The sequence below is a fragment of the Methylobacterium sp. WL1 genome (assembly GCF_008000895.1).
Classification (GTDB): Bacteria; Pseudomonadota; Alphaproteobacteria; order Rhizobiales; family Beijerinckiaceae; genus Methylobacterium.
The window spans coordinates 2607839-2624323 of sequence record NZ_CP042823.1 but is presented as its reverse complement, the minus strand read 5'-3'; the positions used below and the strand labels follow the sequence as shown (position 1 = coordinate 2624323).

Here is a 16485-nt window from a genome sequence, read left to right as displayed (position 1 = left end):
CGCGCCGCACCCGAAACAATAGGCTGATCATGGCGACGAAGGCAACGGAACGGGACGAGACGGACGCTGCCCCCGAGCAGCAGACCGACGGGCCGCTCCTCGACCTGACGGATGCTTCGGTCAAGCGGATGGTCAAGCTCGCGAAGAAGCGCGGCTACGTGACCTACGAAGAGGTCAACGAGGTCCTGCCGGAGGGCCAGTCCGACCCTGACCAGCTCGAGGACGTGCTCTCGCAGCTGTCCGAGATGGGCATCAACGTGGTCGAGGCCGAGGAGACCGACGAGGCTGCAACCACCGAGAAGGCGGCGAACGGCGCCGACGGCGAGGAAGAGGAATCCGAGGGCGGCGAGGTGGCCGAGGTCGCGCCGACGCGCGCCGTCACGGTCGCCACGACCACCAAGGAGCCGACCGACCGCACCGACGATCCGGTGCGGATGTACCTGCGCGAGATGGGCTCGGTGGAGCTCCTGTCCCGCGAGGGCGAGATCGCGATCGCCAAGCGCATCGAGGCCGGCCGCGAGGCGATGATCGCGGGCCTCTGCGAGAGCCCGCTAACCTTCCAGGCGATCATCATCTGGCGGGACGAGCTTGTGGAGGGCAAGGTCCTCCTGCGCGACATCATCGATCTCGAGGCGACCTACGCCGGCCCGGACGGCAAGAACGCGCCGCAGATCGCCGAGGGCGAGAGCGAGGAGAGCGCCGAGGAGGCCGAGCCGCCGGCGCCGCCAGAGGGCGGCGACGACGAGGACGACCTCGAGAACAACGTCTCGCTCGCCGCCATGGAAGCGGAGATCAAGCCGCGGGTCCTCGAGACCTTCGACGCGATCGCCGCGAATTACCGCAAGCTGCGCAAGTTCCAGACCGAGGGCGCAGACCGCAAGGCGGCCGGCGAGAAGAACAGCCCGGCCCAGAACCAGAAGCAGATCGAGCTGAAGGACAGCGTCGTCGCCGACGTGAAGTCGCTGTCGCTCAACAACAACCGCATCGAGGCGCTGGTCGGCCAGCTCTACTCGATCAACAAGCAACTCATCGGCCACGAGGGCCGGCTGATGCGCTATGCCGAGAGCCACGGCGTGGCCCGGGACGAGTTTCTGCGCCACTACCAGGGCTACGAGCTCGATCCGAACTGGATGGAGCGCGTCGGCACGCTAGGCGGCAAGGGCTGGAAGAACCTGGTCGAGCGCGGCTCGAAGCAGGTGACGGAGCTGCGCGCCCAGATCCTCGACCTCGCCTCAGAGACCGGGCTGGAGATCGGCGAGTACCGCCGCATCGTCAACATGGTCCAGAAGGGCGAGCGCGAGGCCCGGCAGGCGAAGAAGGAGATGATCGAGGCGAACCTGCGCCTCGTGATCTCCATCGCCAAGAAGTACACGAACCGCGGCCTGCAGTTCCTGGACCTGATCCAGGAGGGCAACATCGGCCTGATGAAGGCGGTCGACAAGTTCGAGTACCGGCGCGGCTACAAGTTCTCGACCTACGCCACGTGGTGGATCCGGCAGGCGATCACCCGCTCGATCGCCGACCAGGCCCGCACGATCCGCATCCCGGTGCACATGATCGAGACGATCAACAAGATCGTCCGGACCTCCCGCCAGATGCTGCACGAGATCGGCCGCGAACCGACCCCGGAGGAGCTGGCCGAGAAGCTGGCGATGCCGCTGGAGAAGGTGCGGAAAGTCCTGAAGATCGCCAAGGAGCCGATCTCCCTCGAGACACCCATCGGCGACGAGGAGGACAGCCACCTCGGCGACTTCATCGAGGACAAGAACGTCGTCCTGCCGATCGACGCGGCGATCCAGTCGAACCTGCGCGAGACCACGACAAGGGTGCTGGCGTCGCTGACCCCGCGCGAGGAACGCGTGCTGCGCATGCGCTTCGGCATCGGCATGAACACCGACCACACCCTCGAGGAAGTCGGCCAGCAGTTCTCGGTGACCCGCGAGCGCATCCGGCAGATCGAGGCCAAGGCGCTCCGCAAGCTGAAGCACCCGTCGCGTAGCCGGAAGCTCCGGAGCTTCCTGGACAACTGAGCCCCGTCGCGGCCCCCGCGGCGCCTCCTCCGACCGCGTTGCCAGGCGGCTGCTGCGCGGCCCCCACCTTGGCGCCATGCTCGAACGCCGCCCGCCAACGCCCGGATTGCCGACGGCCTTCGCGGACGGCTCCGAAGCCGACGACGTGCCCTTCGGCGCGCTCCAGCCCTCGGTGGGCATCCGCGACTGGCTGTTGGGCGAGGGCGCCCGGCTGCAGAAGGCCGAGGACATGCTGTCCGGCCTCGCCGAGCGGCTGATCGCTATCGGCGTGCCGGTGGATCGGGCCTCCACCGCGATCGACACCCTGCACTCGGAATATGCCGGCGTGGGCCGGGTCTGGACCCGGGACGGCGGCACCAGCGTGCGGCTGTTCCCGCACGGGGGCCGCTCGCAGGAGGCTTATCTTAACAGCCCGTTCCACACCGTCCACGAGACCGGCGAGTGGCTGATCCTCGACGTCGCCGAGACGCCGGACGATGCCTACGCGATCATCCCGGACCTGAAGGCCGGCGGCTACACCCACTACGTCGTGGCGCCGCTGTTCTTCACCAACGGCACCAAGAACGGGATCACCTTCGCGACGAAGGCGCCCGACGGGTTCGGCGAGGACGACATCGCGATCCTCCGCTTCGTCATGCCGGCGCTCGCCGCCGTCGCAGAGATGCGCGTCCTCAACAAGCAACTCGACCACGTGCTGCGCCTCTATGTCGGCGACGAGCCGCACCGGGCGATCCTGGCCGGCGACATCCGCCGCGGACAGGTGACGCGGATCCGCTCGGCGATCCTATTCGCCGACATGCGGGACTACACCCGGACCTCCGCCGACATGACTCCCGAGGAGGCGGTCGGACTGCTCAACGTGTTCTTCGACTGCCTGGTGCCGCCGATCGAGCGTGAGGGCGGCGAGGTCCTGAAGTATCTGGGCGATGGCTTGCTGGCGATCTTCCGGGAATCGGGCGACGATCTCGGGGGGGCCGCCAAGGGGGCGCTCACTGCGGCCCAGAACGCGCTGGCGGCCCTCGACGAGGCCAACGCCCTGCATCAGTTCTCGGTGCCGGTGGCGGCGGGAATCGCGCTCCACCACGGCGAGGCCGCCTACGGCAATGTCGGCTCGGGCTCCCGGCTCGACTTCACGGTCATCGGCCGCGACGTGAACCTCGCCAGCCGGATCGCCCGGCTGAACCGCCAGCTCGGCGAGCCGCTGCTGATGTCGAAGCCGTTCGTGGACTTCCTCTGGGGCGATCCGATCCCCCTGGGCGAGCACGTCCTCGACGGCTTCCGCGAGCCCATGGCGGTGTTCCGCCCGAAATTCCTGCGGCCGCGTGCGCCGAGCTGAGAGTTTTCGCAAAATGTCACAGGACTGATAAATTCGCCCCCATACGTAACAATGACATCAGTGCCGTTTAGAACCTCTGTGCTTAGCCGTGTGACGCGGATATTTTTCCGACTGCCCCAGCTTTTAGGCTCTCCATAATCGAAAGATCGTAGACCTGTGCTGGGATTATCCCGATCCAGGCACCGACTCGGCCATCTTGACTAGAACTGCGTTCGCCAAGGCTGCGGTCCGGGTGAGAACCTCGTCTGGAACTTCCGGCAGGTCGAGTATTTTCAGGCACGCCGCCGCGCAGGCCTTGTGTTGCGCCGTGTGATAAGCGTGAATTGAAAATTCTTCCAGCAATCCAAAATCGTAAACCCAGGGCATTATTGCGATGCCTTCTTTTGGCGCCTTGAGGGACAGTCCGGACTCCGCATACCGGTATCCCGCCGCAAACTTCTCCTTGCGTCTGCAGTATTGGCTAGCGCTGTGGCGTGCCTCAGCCCGTGCCGGACAGACGGGAATCATGCGATCGTACAGCTTCAGGACTTTTTCCGCGGGCTCATTCAATTTCTCCATGAGCCAGGCAGCGTTCAATAAACTGATGTATACTTCTTCCTTCCAATACCCGAGGCTGCTTCGCTTCAGATAACAATCCAGTGCCTTGAGATCTTCGCCGACATCGCGATAAGATCGCGCGAGATAGAACGTGTATCGCGCGATCATGAATGGGTCTTTTTCAGCAGCTAACGCTCTTTCCAGAACCGCCAAATCTCGTCGTTCCGACGACCGATCGCGATGACGAGCTCCATCGTCGCCGCGACGCATGGCAAGCGGCAGCTTGGGTGTTGGCGGGTCCTTTTGGCACTCCAGAAATTCATGCACGACGCCTCGATAGCGCCAATTTTTATTATTTTTAACCAGTTGTATACGCCAGTATTCTGTATTTTCATCCAAAATCGTCATCATGTACCCTGCCGCAATGAGCTTCGGCATCGAGAAATCATTGGGAATTATCAATTGATCGTCGGCATCGATGATCAAACTATATGCGGCGTGCGGGCGCGCTAATTTTAAAGCCTCGGTGCGGTTGAAGGCGAAATCGACCCAGGGTCTCTCCACAAGCGTACCGGGCATGTCTGCCATCGCTGCGCGGATGACATCCTGTGTTCCATCCGTCGAGCCGGTATCGACAATGATCCAATGGTCAATAACGGATCTCACAGAATCAAGACACCTGCGAATAACGTGAGACTCATTCTTGACGATCATGCAAAGGCAAATTTTTTGACCAAAACTATTCATGCCAATACACCCAAAGAAAATTTCGTTACATCGCCTCTTATCGTGCTGCGTCTTTTGATAGCGCAAACCTCTTCGTCACCCAATCTAGCCCCCCGCATTAAATTTACTTTTTGATTTTCATTATTTATATAGCGTTATAAATGGCGAAATTATTCAAGTACTTTTCCAAAATTAACGACTATTTCTTGTGGTAAATTCATTGAATATTACTGATTATAACTCAAAAAAATTAAAATATTGGGAATCGCTGACGCAGGTATGCCGGCATGCACGCTCGTGCCGCGGACGCCTTCAATGATCGAGCATGGCGCATATCGCTCAACCGGCAAGCGACGCGATCAGAATTAGGCCCTGGGCCGGAGATCCGATCGGTGACTGCGCCACCAGGAATGTTGCATCCCAGACCGCGGCTCGCCGTATCAGGCTTGACCCGCGGGGCCTACGCGATCAGATCTATCGCTGTTCCAGGGAGATCCCCGGCAAGGGGCTGAGAAACCGCTGGCACGTCCCCCGGACCTGCGGCGCGGAAATCCTTCGAACCTGATCCGGCTCACACCGGCGTAGGGATTGGACCGCGGCCGCCTGAATGGCAGGTCACCGCTTCTCACCGAAGCAGACGGCCCGATCTTCGCGACGGAATTCCGCGGAGATGACTTTGGCTTTTGACCGCCCCGTTTCGCCGATCGGACGCCGCCGCCTCCCGGGCGGCTTCGCCGCGCAGGCCTCGCTGCCGGCGCGTGCCGATGTCGCCGTCGTCGGCGGCGGGTTGATCGGCCTGTCGATCGCCTGGCGGCTCGCACGCGCCGGCCGCGCGGTGGTCGTCATCGAGCGCGACACGATCGGCGCGGGTGCGAGCCTGGCCGCCACCGGCATGCTGGCCCCGGCCGCCGAGCACGAGCCGGGCTCCGATCCGCTGCTGCCCCTCGCCCTCGAATCGCTCCGGCTCTGGCCGGGGTTCCGCGACGCCCTCGAAGCCGAGACCGGCCTGCCGATCGATTATCGCGCGGACGGGACCGTCGTGGTCGCCATCGGCCGCGACGAGGTCGAGCGCCTGCGCTTCCGCTACGACCTGCAGCGCCGCTCGGGCCTCGACGCCGCGTGGCTCCCGGGCACCGAGGTGCGGCGCCTTGAGCCCGCCCTGCGGCCGGCCGTCACCGCCGGAATCCATTGCCCACTGGATCACCAGGTCGATCCCCGCCTCGTTATGGCGGCACTGGCCGAAGCCTGTCGGCGTGCCGGCGTGACGCTGGTCGAGGGCCTGGCGGTGAGCGGGCTCGACTGGTCCGGCGGAACGGTGACCGGCATCCGGGCCGGCGACGAGGCCGTGACGGCCGATACCGTCGTGCTGGCCTCCGGCGCGTGGAGCGGGGAGGGCGGCCTGCTGCCCGAACATCTCGCCCTGCCGGTGCGACCGCTCAAGGGCCAGTCGATGGCCCTGCGCACCACCGCGCGCACCGGCACGCTCAGCCGGATGATCTGGACCGAGCAGGTCCACATGGCGCCCAAGAGCGACGGCCAGCTGATCGTCGGCGCAACGGTCGAGGATTGCGGCTTCCGGTCGGGCATCACCGCCGGCGGCCTCTTCGCCCTGCTCGAGGGCGCGCGCCGGGTGCTGCCCGGCATCGAGGAGATGGAGGTCGAGGCCGTGTGGGGCGGCTACCGTCCGACCTCGGACGACGACGCGCCGATCATCGACACGCTCGCACCGGGCCTCCTCGTCGCCACCGGCCATCACCGCAACGGCTACCTGCTCGCCCCCGTGACGGCCGAGGCGGTCGCCGAACTCGTCACACGCGGCGCGCTGCCGGAGATCGCACAGCCGTTCACTCGGGCGCGCTTCGACCGACGCGAACCCACGAGGGCCTCGGCATGAAGCTTCTGGTGAACGGAGAAATGCGGGATCTCGCGGTCGAGACCATCGCGGCCCTGTTCCGGGCCGAGGCCGACGAGACCGGTATCGAGAGCCCCCAGGGCATCGCCATCGCCCTGAACGGCCGCGTGCTGCGCCGCCGGGACTGGGACGAGACGCCGGTTGCCGAGGGCGACCGGGTCGAGATCGTCCGCGCCATGCAGGGAGGTTGACCATGGACCAGACCGTCACGCCGCTGCGCCCCGAGACCGAGGCGGATCACTTCACCATCGCCGGGGCGGAGCTGTCCTCGCGGCTGTTCATCGGCACGGCCGGCTACCCGACCCAGGCGATCATGCGCGACGCGGTCGCGGCGTCTGGGGCCGAGGTCGTCACCGCCTCGATCCGCCGGGTCTCGCTCCAGGGCCACGGCTCGGACACCGTGCGGATCCTCAAGGGCAAGCGCTTCCTGCCCAACACCGCCGGCTGCGAGACCGCCCGCGACGCGATCATGACCGCCGAGCTCGCCCGGGAGGCTCTGGACACCAACTGGATCAAGGTCGAGGTGATCGGCGACCGGGAGACCCTCTATCCCGATGTGGCCGAGTTGATCGAGGCCTGCCGGCATCTGGTGGACGAGGGCTTCGTGGTCCTGCCCTACTGCAACGACGATCCGGTCGTCTGCCAGCGCCTGGAGGATCTCGGCTGCGCCGCGATCATGCCGATGGGCTCGCTGATCGGCTCCGGCATGGGGGTCGCCAACCCGGCCAATATCGAGCTGATCTGTCGCCGCGCGAGCGTACCGGTGATCGTCGACGCCGGCATCGGCACCGCCTCGGATGCGGTCATCGCCATGGAGCTCGGGGCGGCGGCCTGCCTGATCAACACCGCCATCGCCAAGGCCGACGACCCGGTGCGGATGGCCCGGGCCATGGGCCGCGCGGTCGAGGCCGGGCGCGATGCCTATTGCGCCGGTCGCATCCCCCGCCGCGGCCGGGCCGATCCGTCGAGTCCGCAACTCGGCCTCGTCGGCTCGTGAGACCGCTGCCGTCGCGGCTGCTGGCAGTGACGGACCGGCACGGGCACGCCCGGCCCCTGGCCGACACCGTGCAGGCGGCGCTCGACGGCGGCGTCCGCTGGATCTGGTTCCGCGACCGCGACCTCGACCCGGAGGCGCGGCGCAGCCTCGGCGCCAGCATCGCCGCCAGGGTCCGTGCGGCGGGCGCGTTCCTCACGGTCGGCGGTGACATCGCCCTGGCTGAAGCACTCGGGGCGGACGGCGTGCATCTCGGTGGCGGCACCGGGCCGGAATGGATCACGGCGGCCCGCGCGGCCCTCGGACCGAATGCGCTGATCGGGATCTCGGCCCACGCACCCGTGGAAGTCGAGGCAGCCGCCGGGGCCGGCGCCGACTATGTCACCCTGAGCCCCATCTTCCCCACCGCCAGCAAGCCCGGCTACGGCCCGGCCCTCGGTCCGGAGGGCATAGCGGCGGCCCGTCGTGCCGGCCTGCCGATCGTCGCCCTCGGTGGCGTCACGCCGGAGCGCATCCCGCTCTGCCAGGATGCGGGTGCAGCCGGGGTCGCCGTGATGGGCACGCTGATGCGCGCCGCCGGGCCCATGGCCGCCGCCCGTCGCATCCTGGCGGCCTGGGACGGGTGCCAGCCCTAACCGTCCGTATGGCGCATCCCGGACGCGGCGTCCCCGGATGAACCCACGCGGAGCGGTCGCCAGCGCCGCGAATGTATGCCTCACTCCGCGCCCGATTCGGAGCGCGGGGGTGATGTTGCGGGCAGACCGATCGTCCTTCGGCTGGCGCTGGCTTGGCCGTTCGCTCGCGTTGCGCCGGGGGCAGGTCGCCCGGCTCCTGATCGCGATCGCGGCGGGATACGGCGCCGGGCTGGTCTTTCCGGTCGCCACCCAGCGCATCGTCGACGCGATCGTGGCCGGGCAGGCCGACCTGCACCTGCTCGGGCTGGCGCTGCTCGCACTCCTGTCGATCGCCGCCGAGGTCGGGCTCACCGCGTTCCGGGGGCGCCTGATCATCGCGCTGGCGGTCTTCCTCGACCGCCGGATCTCCCGCCGCGTCTTCGCCCACCTGCTGCGGGTGCGGATCGACGGTGCCGCCTTTAAGTCCGGCGAGGTCCTGAACCACTTCCAGCAGATCACGAAGATCCGGGACTTCGTCCTGCATCAGATCCCGAACACGGTGATCGATGCCGGCGGCGCGCTCGTCGCCTTCGGCCTGGTCCTCTACTACGACGTCGCGGTCGGGGCGGCGCTCGCGGTGGCGGCGCCGCTGATCGTGATGATCGCGAGCAACCAGATCAGCGGCATCTGGAAATCCGCGAAGGCCTATTACCAGTCGATCAGCGTCCGTGACGGCACACTGGCCGAGAGCGTTAACGGCCTGGCCACCGTGAAGTCGCTCGCCCTCGAAGCCGGGCGGATGCGACGCTGGATTACGGTGACGGACAACACGCTTGCCGAGCTGAGCGGCGTCATGGACCTGCAGCGGCGCTACGGGCTCCGGTCCCAGGCGGTCTCGCGGGCGATGACGCTGCTGGTCATCGGCGTGGGCTGCTGGCGGATCTATGGCGGCTACCTGACCGTCGGCGAGTTTTTGGCGATCCAGGTGGTCGCGGCCCGCATCACCGGCCCGCTTCTCGGCAGCGCCGACATCCTGCGCATGGCCCAGGAGGTGAACGTCGCGATCCGCGAGATCGGCGGCTTCCTCAGCCTGCCGCGCGAGCAGGCCGGCCGCCATCCGCCCCTGCGCCGGATCGGTCCCGGCGGCATCTGCCTCGACGGTGTCTCACTGACCTATCCGGGTGCGGCGCGGCCGGCGCTGCGGGATCTGAGGGCGACCCTGCCGGAGCGCGGCATCGTCGCCATCGTGGGACGCAACGGCTCGGGCAAGTCGACCCTGCTGCGCATCCTGCTCGGCCTGCAGCGCGACTATACCGGCCGGGTCGAGATCGGCGGTGCCGACCTGCGGGATTACGATCCCCGATGGCTGCGCGGTCAGATTGGTACCGTGGATCAGGATACGATGCTGTTCTCCGGCAGCGTGCGGGAAAACCTCGCCACGCAACGACCGGATGCGGCGGCCTTCGATGCAGCCCTGCATTTCGCCGGGCTGCGCGGGCTCGTCGAAACCCTGCCGGAAGGCCTCGAGACGTCCCTGGGCGAGGGCGGCCGGACCCTGTCGGGCGGCCAGCGCCAGCGGCTGTCGATCGCCCGTGCGGTGATCCGCAACCCGCCGGTGGCACTCCTCGACGAGCCGACCGCCTTCCTGGACCCGGAAGCCGCCCTCGCACTGGAGCGCAACCTCACGGCCTGGGGCCGCGAGCGGCTGCTGATCCTCGTCACCCACCATCTCGCCGCGGCGCGCCAGGCCGACCGGATCCTGGTCCTCGACGACGGCCGCCTGCTCGGCGACGGGCGGCACGACGACCTGCTGCGAACCGTGCCGCTCTACGCGGCTTTGTGGGAGGATTACACGCGCGCCGTGGTCAGGAGCGCGGACCGGGCCATCGAGCCGGCCACCTGACCTTACCGGGCCGGCCCTATTTGGCCGTCGGGCCGTAGGGCGGGCGCGGGATCGCCCTGTGGGCGGCCCGGAGCGCGGCCGACCAGCGCTCGCGCAGGTCGTGGAAATATCCCTCGCCGGCCTCGATCCGGTGGTTCACCTCGAGGTCGAGGCCGTTGCGGCGGGCGACCGCGATGTCGATCGGCAGGCCGACGCCGAGATTCGACCGCATGGTCGAATCCATCGAGACGAGGCTGACCTTGAGGGCGTCGTAGAGGTCGCTCTCGAACTTCACCGCCCGGTCGAGGATCGGCTTGCCGTACTTGTGCTCGCCGATCTGGAGGAAGGGCGCGTCGGTGCTGCACTCGATGAAGTTGCCGGCCGAGTAGATCAGGAACAGCCGCATGCCCTCGCCGGCGATCTGGCCGCCGAACAGCAGCGAGATCGAGAACCGGATGCTGGCCGCCTCGAACCCGTCCCGCTCGATCGCCCGCACCCGCCGGATGGCGCGCCCGATGAGCTGCGCCGCCTGGAACATCGTGGGCGCCTCGATCAGCTTCTGCGGCGGCTCGCCGTCGTCGCTGGGCACACCTTCCTGAAGCAGGCTCAGGACCGACTGGGTGATCGACAGGTTGCCGGCCGAGGCCAGCATCATCACCCGCTCGCCCGGCACGTTGAAGTGGTGGAGCTTACGGTAGGTCGAGATGTCGTCGAGCCCCGCATTGGTGCGGGTGTCGGCGACCATCACGAGCCCCTCCTCGACGAGGACACCGACGCAGTAGGTCATGGATCTCGGGCTCTCGCGGGGTGGGTTTCCGGCTCTCGCCGAGCCGGCGGCCCGCCCATCAGGGAAACGGGCGATGGATCAGGCGAAGAATCAGGCAGGGAATCAGGCAGGGACTCAGGACTGTGCGGCGTCCCTGCCTTGCTCGACGCGGAGCTTGACGTCCAGTGTCTCGGTTCCGCCACCGGTGCGGCTGCCGCGGATCGGCGCGGCGCCCAGATAATCCAGCCCGCAGGCGACACGGATCGTGCCGTCGGACGGGGTGTCCTGGTAGCAGGCGTCGAACGCCACCCAGCCGAGATCCGGCACCAGCGCCTCGGCCCAGCCGTGCGGCGCCTCGACATCGGCCTGGCCGTCGCCCCGGGCGCGGTAGCCCGCGACGTAGCGGGCCGGGATGCCGAGGTGGCGGGCGGCGGTGATGAAGACGTGGGTCAGGTCCTGGCAGATGCCCTTGCCGGCGGCAAATGCCGTGGCGGCGGGCACGCCGTTGGCGGCCGGCCCCGGCTCGTAGACCACCGTCTGAGGAACGGTGTCGCGCAGGCGGTGCAGCACCGAGAGCGGCTTGCTGTCGCCGTCGGTGGCGACCCGCTCGGCGAAGACCTGCAGTTCCGCGCTCGTCGTGCAGAGATCCGTGTCCCGCAGGTAGAACTCGTCGGGCAAGCGCTCGACCGTGCCGCGGACAACCCCGTGGGTATCCTCGGTGTCGACTGCGCCGGTGACCCGGATGGTCAGCGCGTCGGCCGGCGCGTCCGGGGTGAACCAGTGGACGATGTTGCCGAACCCGTCCTCGCGGGCGGTCAGCCGCCCGTCAATGGAGGTGTCGATCCGCCAGGTGCGGACATATTGCCCGTCATGGTCCCGCGGCGTCAGGCGCATGACCTGGACGAGGCCGCGGGCCGGGTGCTCGTAGGTGTAGATGGTCTCGTGGACCACGCGGATGCGCATGCGCCGGGCCTGTCTGTCTTTCCGATTGCATCAGCCCGAACCGGTCTCGCCGGCGCTCGGGCGACGATGATGCGTCGTCATACGCTCGGCGCATCGCCCCGGATCCGACCCCCGGGACGATGCGCTACCCGACCAGATACTGCTTCGCGATGGCTTCGCCCACCTTGTTGTTCTCCACGATGAACGCCTCGACGAACTCGTGGAGCCCGGAGTTGAACACGCGGTCGATATCCTCGCTGTCGAGCTTAGCCAGCATGTTCCCGGCCAGACGCTGGCTCGGGCCGCGGCGGCCGTAGGCGTCGGCGACGAGGTCGAGATACTCGACGATCACGCTGTAACAATTGGCAAAGGAGCGCGGCATCTGCTTGTTCAGCATCAGGAGGTCCGCCACCAGCAGCGGCTTGACGCTCTCGCGATAGACCCAGTGATAGGCGTTGAAGGCCGACACCTCGCGCAGGATCGTGGTCCATTGGAAGTAGTCGAGGCTGCCGCCGACCGTCTCGTTCTGCGGCAGCAGGATCTGGTACTTCACGTCGAGGATGCGGGCGGTGTTGTCGGCCCGCTCGATCGCCGTGCCGAGTCGGGTGAACCAGAACGCGTCGTTGCGCAGCATGGTGCGGAAGGCCGAGCCGTCGAAGGTCAGCGAGACAGTCTTCACCCAGTCGAGGAAGCGGCTGAACTCGTCGCGGCTGAGCTCCTTGCCGGCGTAGTTGCGCAGCTCCAGCCAGGCGCCGTTGATCGCGTCCCACATCTCGGTGGTGAGCGCGGTGCGCACCGAGCGGGCGTTCTCGCGGGCCGATTCGATGCAGGAGCGGATCGACGAAGGATTGTGCGGGCTGAAGGCCAGGAAGTCGCAGACCGTGTCGGCATTCACGACACTGTAATGCGGCTTGAACAGGTCCGGATCACCGGCCGAGGCGAGGGCGGATTCCCACTCGTTGGTCTCGCCGCCACCATAGCTGGTCGGCAGCGAGGCGAGCCGGTGCGCCGCGTCGAGGATGCGCGCGACGAAGTCGGCGCGCTCCACGTAACGCGAGAGCCAGAAGAGGTTGTCGGCAGTCCTGGAGAGCATGGTGTGCGAACTCGGATCGGCTCGGCGGCAGGCGGCGCGTCTGGCAGTGTGGAAGCGCTGGGGACCTTAAGCGTCGAGCACCCAGGTATCCTTCGTACCACCGCCCTGGCTGGAATTGACAACCAGGGACCCCTCTTTCAGCGCGACGCGGGTCAGCCCCCCGGGCACGATGCGGATCTGGTCAGCGCCGTTCAGCACGAACGGCCGCAGGTCGACGTGGCGCGGGGCGACCCCGGAGGCCACGAAGGTCGGGCAGGTCGAGAGCGACAGGGTCGGCTGGGCGATGAACCCGTCCGGGGCATGCTTGAGCTTCTTGGCGAAATCGTCGATCTCGCGCTTGCTCGCATGCGGCCCGACCAGCATGCCGTAGCCGCCCGATCCGTTGACCTCCTTCACCACCAGCTGGGACAGGTTGTCCATCACGTAGGCGAAGGACTCCTTCTCACGGCAGCGATAGGTCGGCACGTTGTGCAGGATCGGCTCCTCGCCGGTGAAGAACTTCACGATCTCCGGCATGTAGCTGTAGACGGCCTTGTCGTCCGAGATGCCGGTGCCCACGGCGTTGGCCAGGGTCACGGAGCCGCGCTCGTAGGCGTTCATCAGGCCCGGCACGCCGAGGACCGAATCGGGGCGGAACACCAGGGGATCCAGGAAGTCGTCGTCGAGGCGGCGGTAGATGACGTCGACCCGGCGCGGCCCCTCGGTGGTGCGCATGTAGACCACGTCGTCCTTGGTGAAGAGGTCGGACGCCTCCACCAGCTCGACACCGAGCTTGTCGGCCAGGAACGAGTGCTCGTAGAAGGCCGAGTTGTAGCGGCCGGGGGTCAGCAGCACCACCGTGGGGTCGCGCGTGGTGGAGCCCGGTGCGAGGCTGCGCAGGGTCGCCAGCAGGGCGTCCGGGTAGTTCTCGACCGGCGCGACCCGGTGCTTGGAGAACAGGTCCGGGAACAGCCGCAGCATCACCTCCCGGTTCTCCAGCATGTAGGACACGCCGGACGGGATCCGGGCATTGTCCTCCAGGACGAAGAAGTCCTTCTCGCCGGTGCGGACGATGTCGATGCCGGCGACGTGGACGTAGAGGTCGTGCGGGACCCGGAACGAGCGCATCTCCATCCGGTAATGGGCGTTGCGGTAGACGAGGTCGGCCGGGATGATGCCGGCCTTGATGCATTCCTGCGCGCCGTAGACGTCCTTCAGGAACAGGTTGATCGCGGTCACCCGCTGCTTCAGCCCGCGCTCGAGGAAATCCCACTCCGGCTTGGTGATCACCCGCGGGATGATGTCGAACGGGATCAGCCGCTCGGTCGATTCGTTGTCGCCGTAGACCGCGAAGGTGATTCCGATCCGGCGGAACAGCAACTCGGCCTGGCTGCGGCGGGTGTTGAAATGCTCGGGCGGCGTGGTCTCGAGCCAGGTCTTCAGCTTGCCATAGGCGTCGCGGACGGCGGCCGGGTCGGCGGCGCCGTTGCCGATCCCGTTCATCTCGTCGAAGGCCGTCAACGCCATTCCGATTCTCCCTAACGCTCCCGCTCTTCAGGCAAGAGACGCGCCACCCAGCAGGGCTATACGCGCGGGCACCAACGCTCAAGTCGGCCGGAAGATCAGAACAGCTTGAGGCCTTTCAGGCTGGCATGTCCGTTTCGACCCAGGATGATATGGTCGTGCACTACAATCTTCAGTGGTGCCAGCACCGACACGATTTCGCGAGTCATCGCGACGTCGGCCGTGGACGGACTGGGATCGCCCGACGGGTGGTTGTGGGCCAGGATGATCGCGGTGGCCGAGAGTTCCAGGGCCCGGCGGGCGACCTCCCGGGGATAGACCGGCGTGTGGTCGACCGTGCCGCGGCCCTGGACCTCGTCGGCGATCAGGTGGTTGCGCTTGTCGAGGAACAGGATGCGGAACTCCTCGCGCGCCGCGAACGCCATGGTGGCCCGCAGGTACTCGCTCAGCGCGCTCCAGGAATTGAGCACCGCGCGCTCGCGCAGCGCGCCGCGGGCGAGCCGCCGTCCCGCCGCTTCGATCAGCTTGAGGTCGGCGGCGACCCCGGCGCTCACGCCCTCGACCTCCATCAGCCGGGCCGGCTCGGCGCTCAGGACCTCGGCGAAGCTGCCGAACCGTGCGACCAGGGCCTTGGCCAGGGGCTTCACGTCCCGTCGGGGGATCGCCCGGAACAGGACGAGTTCCAGAAGCTCGTAGTCCGGCAACGCCTCGGCTCCGGCTACCGCGAACTTCTCCCGCAGGCGGTCGCGATGGCCGTGGAAATGCGGCGGCTCCTTGGCGACCGGCGCGGCGCTCGCGGGGAACAGCCCGGCCGCCCCGTCGTCCGCAGCCATGGCCGGTCAGGCCGCCGGGTTGATGGGCTGATGCAGCCCCTTCGGCGAGACCGTGAAGATCTCGACGCCGGTCTCGGTCACCGCCACGGTGTGCTCGAACTGGGCCGAGAGCGAGCGGTCCCGGGTCACCGCGGTCCAGCCGTCGCCCAGGACCTTCACGGCCGGGCGGCCGAGATTGATCATCGGCTCGATCGTGAAGAACTGGCCCGGCTTCAGCGGCACGTCGTAGCTCGCCTCGACGTAGTGCAGGATGGTCGGCGCGTCGTGGTAGATCCGCCCGAGCCCGTGGCCGCAGAAGTCGCGGACCACCGAGCAGCGCTCGCTCTCGGCAAACGTCTGGATCGCCCGGCCGATATCGTTGGTCGATCCGCCCGGCTTCACCGCCGCGACGCCGCGCATCAGCGCCTCGTAGGTGATCTCGCACAGGCGCTGCGCCTTGCGGGGAACCTCGCCGACATAGGCCATCCGGCTCGAATCGCCGTGCCAGCCGTCGAGGATCAGGCAGCAATCCAGGTTGACGATGTCGCCCTCGCGCAGGGGCTTGTCGTTCGGGATGCCGTGGCAGACCACGTGGTTGATCGAGGTGCAGATCGACTTCGGATAGCCGCGATAGAGCAGCGACGCGGGATAGGCGCCGTGATCCATCGCGAAGGTGTAGGCGAGCTTGTCGAGCTCCTCGGTGGTGACGCCGGGCTGGGTCGCCTCCATCAGCAGATCGAGAGCCTCGGCCGTCAGGCGCCCGGCCCGACGCATGCCCTCGAATCCCTCCGGGCCGTGGATCGGCGGCTCCGGCGCCCGGCGCGTACCCTGCGCGGTGGCCTGTTCCTGTTGCATCGTCGAGACTTTTTGCGGCGTCGGAGAGCGGGTGTCCTGCATATGTACGGTGCGCGGCGCGGCAGGCCAAGCCGCATGCGCGGAACGGCGCGCGGACGCGCGGCGGGGGAGGCTTGCGCGGGCCGCGGGGCTGGCGGCATAAGCGGGATCATGGCGCCCGGGGATGCCCGGGCAGATTCGCCCCGTGGACGGGTCTGGGGCAGGCGAGGGCCGTATGGCAGGCAAGGCGGTACCGCACTTCCACAACGAGCCGGGCGTCCCGGTGGTCGCTGTCGGGGTGAAGGAATTCATGTGCATCGGCGCGCTACCGCCGTTCGATCACCCGCACGTGTTCCTCGACATGGGCGCCGACACCGAGATCATCTGCCAGTACTGCTCGACGCTCTATCGCTACCGTGCCGGCCTCAAGGCCGACGAGGCGGATCCGCAGGCCTGCGTCTGGCACGACGCGGCCACGGTCGCCGCGGAGTAGCACACCCCACA

15 protein-coding genes and 1 riboswitch are annotated in these 16485 nt (G+C 67.4%); of the genes, 8 read left to right on the top strand and 7 right to left on the bottom strand.

What is annotated here, in order from left to right; translation table 11 throughout:
* The first annotated feature begins 29 nt into the window (after positions 1–29).
* Together rpoD and FVA80_RS12755 are read left to right on the top strand one after the other, a co-directional pair.
* A complete protein-coding gene (rpoD, locus tag FVA80_RS12760; protein WP_147906656.1) occupies positions 30–2030 on the top strand; it encodes an RNA polymerase sigma factor RpoD in 2001 nt (666 codons plus the stop codon).
* Positions 2031–2106: 76 nt separating this feature from the next.
* A complete protein-coding gene (locus tag FVA80_RS12755) occupies positions 2107–3366 on the top strand; it encodes an adenylate/guanylate cyclase domain-containing protein (RefSeq protein WP_147908949.1) in 1260 nt (419 codons plus the stop codon).
* Between the two features lie 165 nt (positions 3367–3531).
* Here the strand turns inward: FVA80_RS12755 and FVA80_RS12750 are convergent, their stop codons facing one another.
* Positions 3532–4617 carry a glycosyltransferase gene (locus FVA80_RS12750; RefSeq protein ID WP_147908948.1) on the bottom strand — a complete coding sequence of 362 codons (1086 nt, stop codon included), beginning with the start codon at positions 4615–4617 and terminating at the stop codon, positions 3532–3534.
* A 490-nt stretch (positions 4618–5107) separates the two neighbouring features.
* Positions 5108–5235: riboswitch (TPP riboswitch) on the top strand.
* Between the two features lie 64 nt (positions 5236–5299).
* Between FVA80_RS12750 and thiO the strand changes: the two genes are divergently transcribed.
* From thiO to FVA80_RS12725, 5 genes are all read left to right on the top strand, one after another.
* On the top strand, positions 5300–6523 hold the full coding sequence (gene thiO, locus FVA80_RS12745) for a glycine oxidase ThiO (RefSeq protein ID WP_147908947.1): 1224 nt from the start codon (positions 5300–5302) through the stop codon (positions 6521–6523).
* Positions 6520–6732, top strand: a complete 213-nt coding sequence (thiS, locus tag FVA80_RS12740; RefSeq protein WP_147896857.1) for a sulfur carrier protein ThiS — start codon at positions 6520–6522, stop codon at positions 6730–6732. Before thiO ends, thiS begins: the two co-directional genes overlap by 4 nt.
* A 2-nt stretch (positions 6733–6734) precedes the next feature.
* The gene (locus FVA80_RS12735) at positions 6735–7538 is read left to right on the top strand and encodes a thiazole synthase (protein ID WP_147908946.1); all 804 of its coding nucleotides are present in this window, start codon (positions 6735–6737) and stop codon (positions 7536–7538) included.
* Entirely contained in the window at positions 7535–8170 is a 636-nt protein-coding gene (locus tag FVA80_RS12730) for a thiamine phosphate synthase (protein ID WP_147908945.1), read from the top strand. Before FVA80_RS12735 ends, FVA80_RS12730 begins: the two co-directional genes overlap by 4 nt.
* A gap of 112 nt (positions 8171–8282) precedes the next feature.
* Entirely contained in the window at positions 8283–10052 is a 1770-nt protein-coding gene (locus FVA80_RS12725) for an ATP-binding cassette domain-containing protein (RefSeq protein ID WP_187193664.1), read from the top strand.
* Between the two features lie 16 nt (positions 10053–10068).
* On the opposite strand, the gene FVA80_RS12720 is transcribed toward FVA80_RS12725, so the two are convergent.
* From FVA80_RS12720 to map, 6 genes are all read right to left on the bottom strand, one after another.
* Positions 10069–10818 carry a peptidase gene (locus FVA80_RS12720; protein ID WP_147855650.1) on the bottom strand — a complete coding sequence of 250 codons (750 nt, stop codon included), beginning with the start codon at positions 10816–10818 and terminating at the stop codon, positions 10069–10071.
* Positions 10819–10932: 114 nt separating this feature from the next.
* Positions 10933–11760: a transglutaminase family protein gene (locus tag FVA80_RS12715; RefSeq protein WP_147908943.1), complete on the bottom strand. Its 828-nt coding sequence runs from the start codon at positions 11758–11760 to the stop codon at positions 10933–10935.
* A 124-nt stretch (positions 11761–11884) separates the two neighbouring features.
* A complete protein-coding gene (locus tag FVA80_RS12710) occupies positions 11885–12832 on the bottom strand; it encodes an alpha-E domain-containing protein (RefSeq protein WP_147908942.1) in 948 nt (315 codons plus the stop codon).
* A 66-nt stretch (positions 12833–12898) separates the two neighbouring features.
* A complete protein-coding gene (locus FVA80_RS12705; protein ID WP_147908941.1) occupies positions 12899–14338 on the bottom strand; it encodes a circularly permuted type 2 ATP-grasp protein in 1440 nt (479 codons plus the stop codon).
* A 95-nt stretch (positions 14339–14433) separates the two neighbouring features.
* A complete protein-coding gene (gene radC / locus FVA80_RS12700) occupies positions 14434–15168 on the bottom strand; it encodes a DNA repair protein RadC (protein WP_147908940.1) in 735 nt (244 codons plus the stop codon).
* A gap of 6 nt (positions 15169–15174) precedes the next feature.
* Entirely contained in the window at positions 15175–16002 is an 828-nt protein-coding gene (map, locus tag FVA80_RS12695; RefSeq protein WP_147908939.1) for a type I methionyl aminopeptidase, read from the bottom strand.
* A gap of 214 nt (positions 16003–16216) precedes the next feature.
* On the opposite strand from map, the gene FVA80_RS12690 reads away from it, so the two are divergent.
* A complete protein-coding gene (locus FVA80_RS12690) occupies positions 16217–16474 on the top strand; it encodes a zinc-finger domain-containing protein (RefSeq protein WP_147908938.1) in 258 nt (85 codons plus the stop codon).
* The last annotated feature ends 11 nt before the right edge of the window (positions 16475–16485 follow it).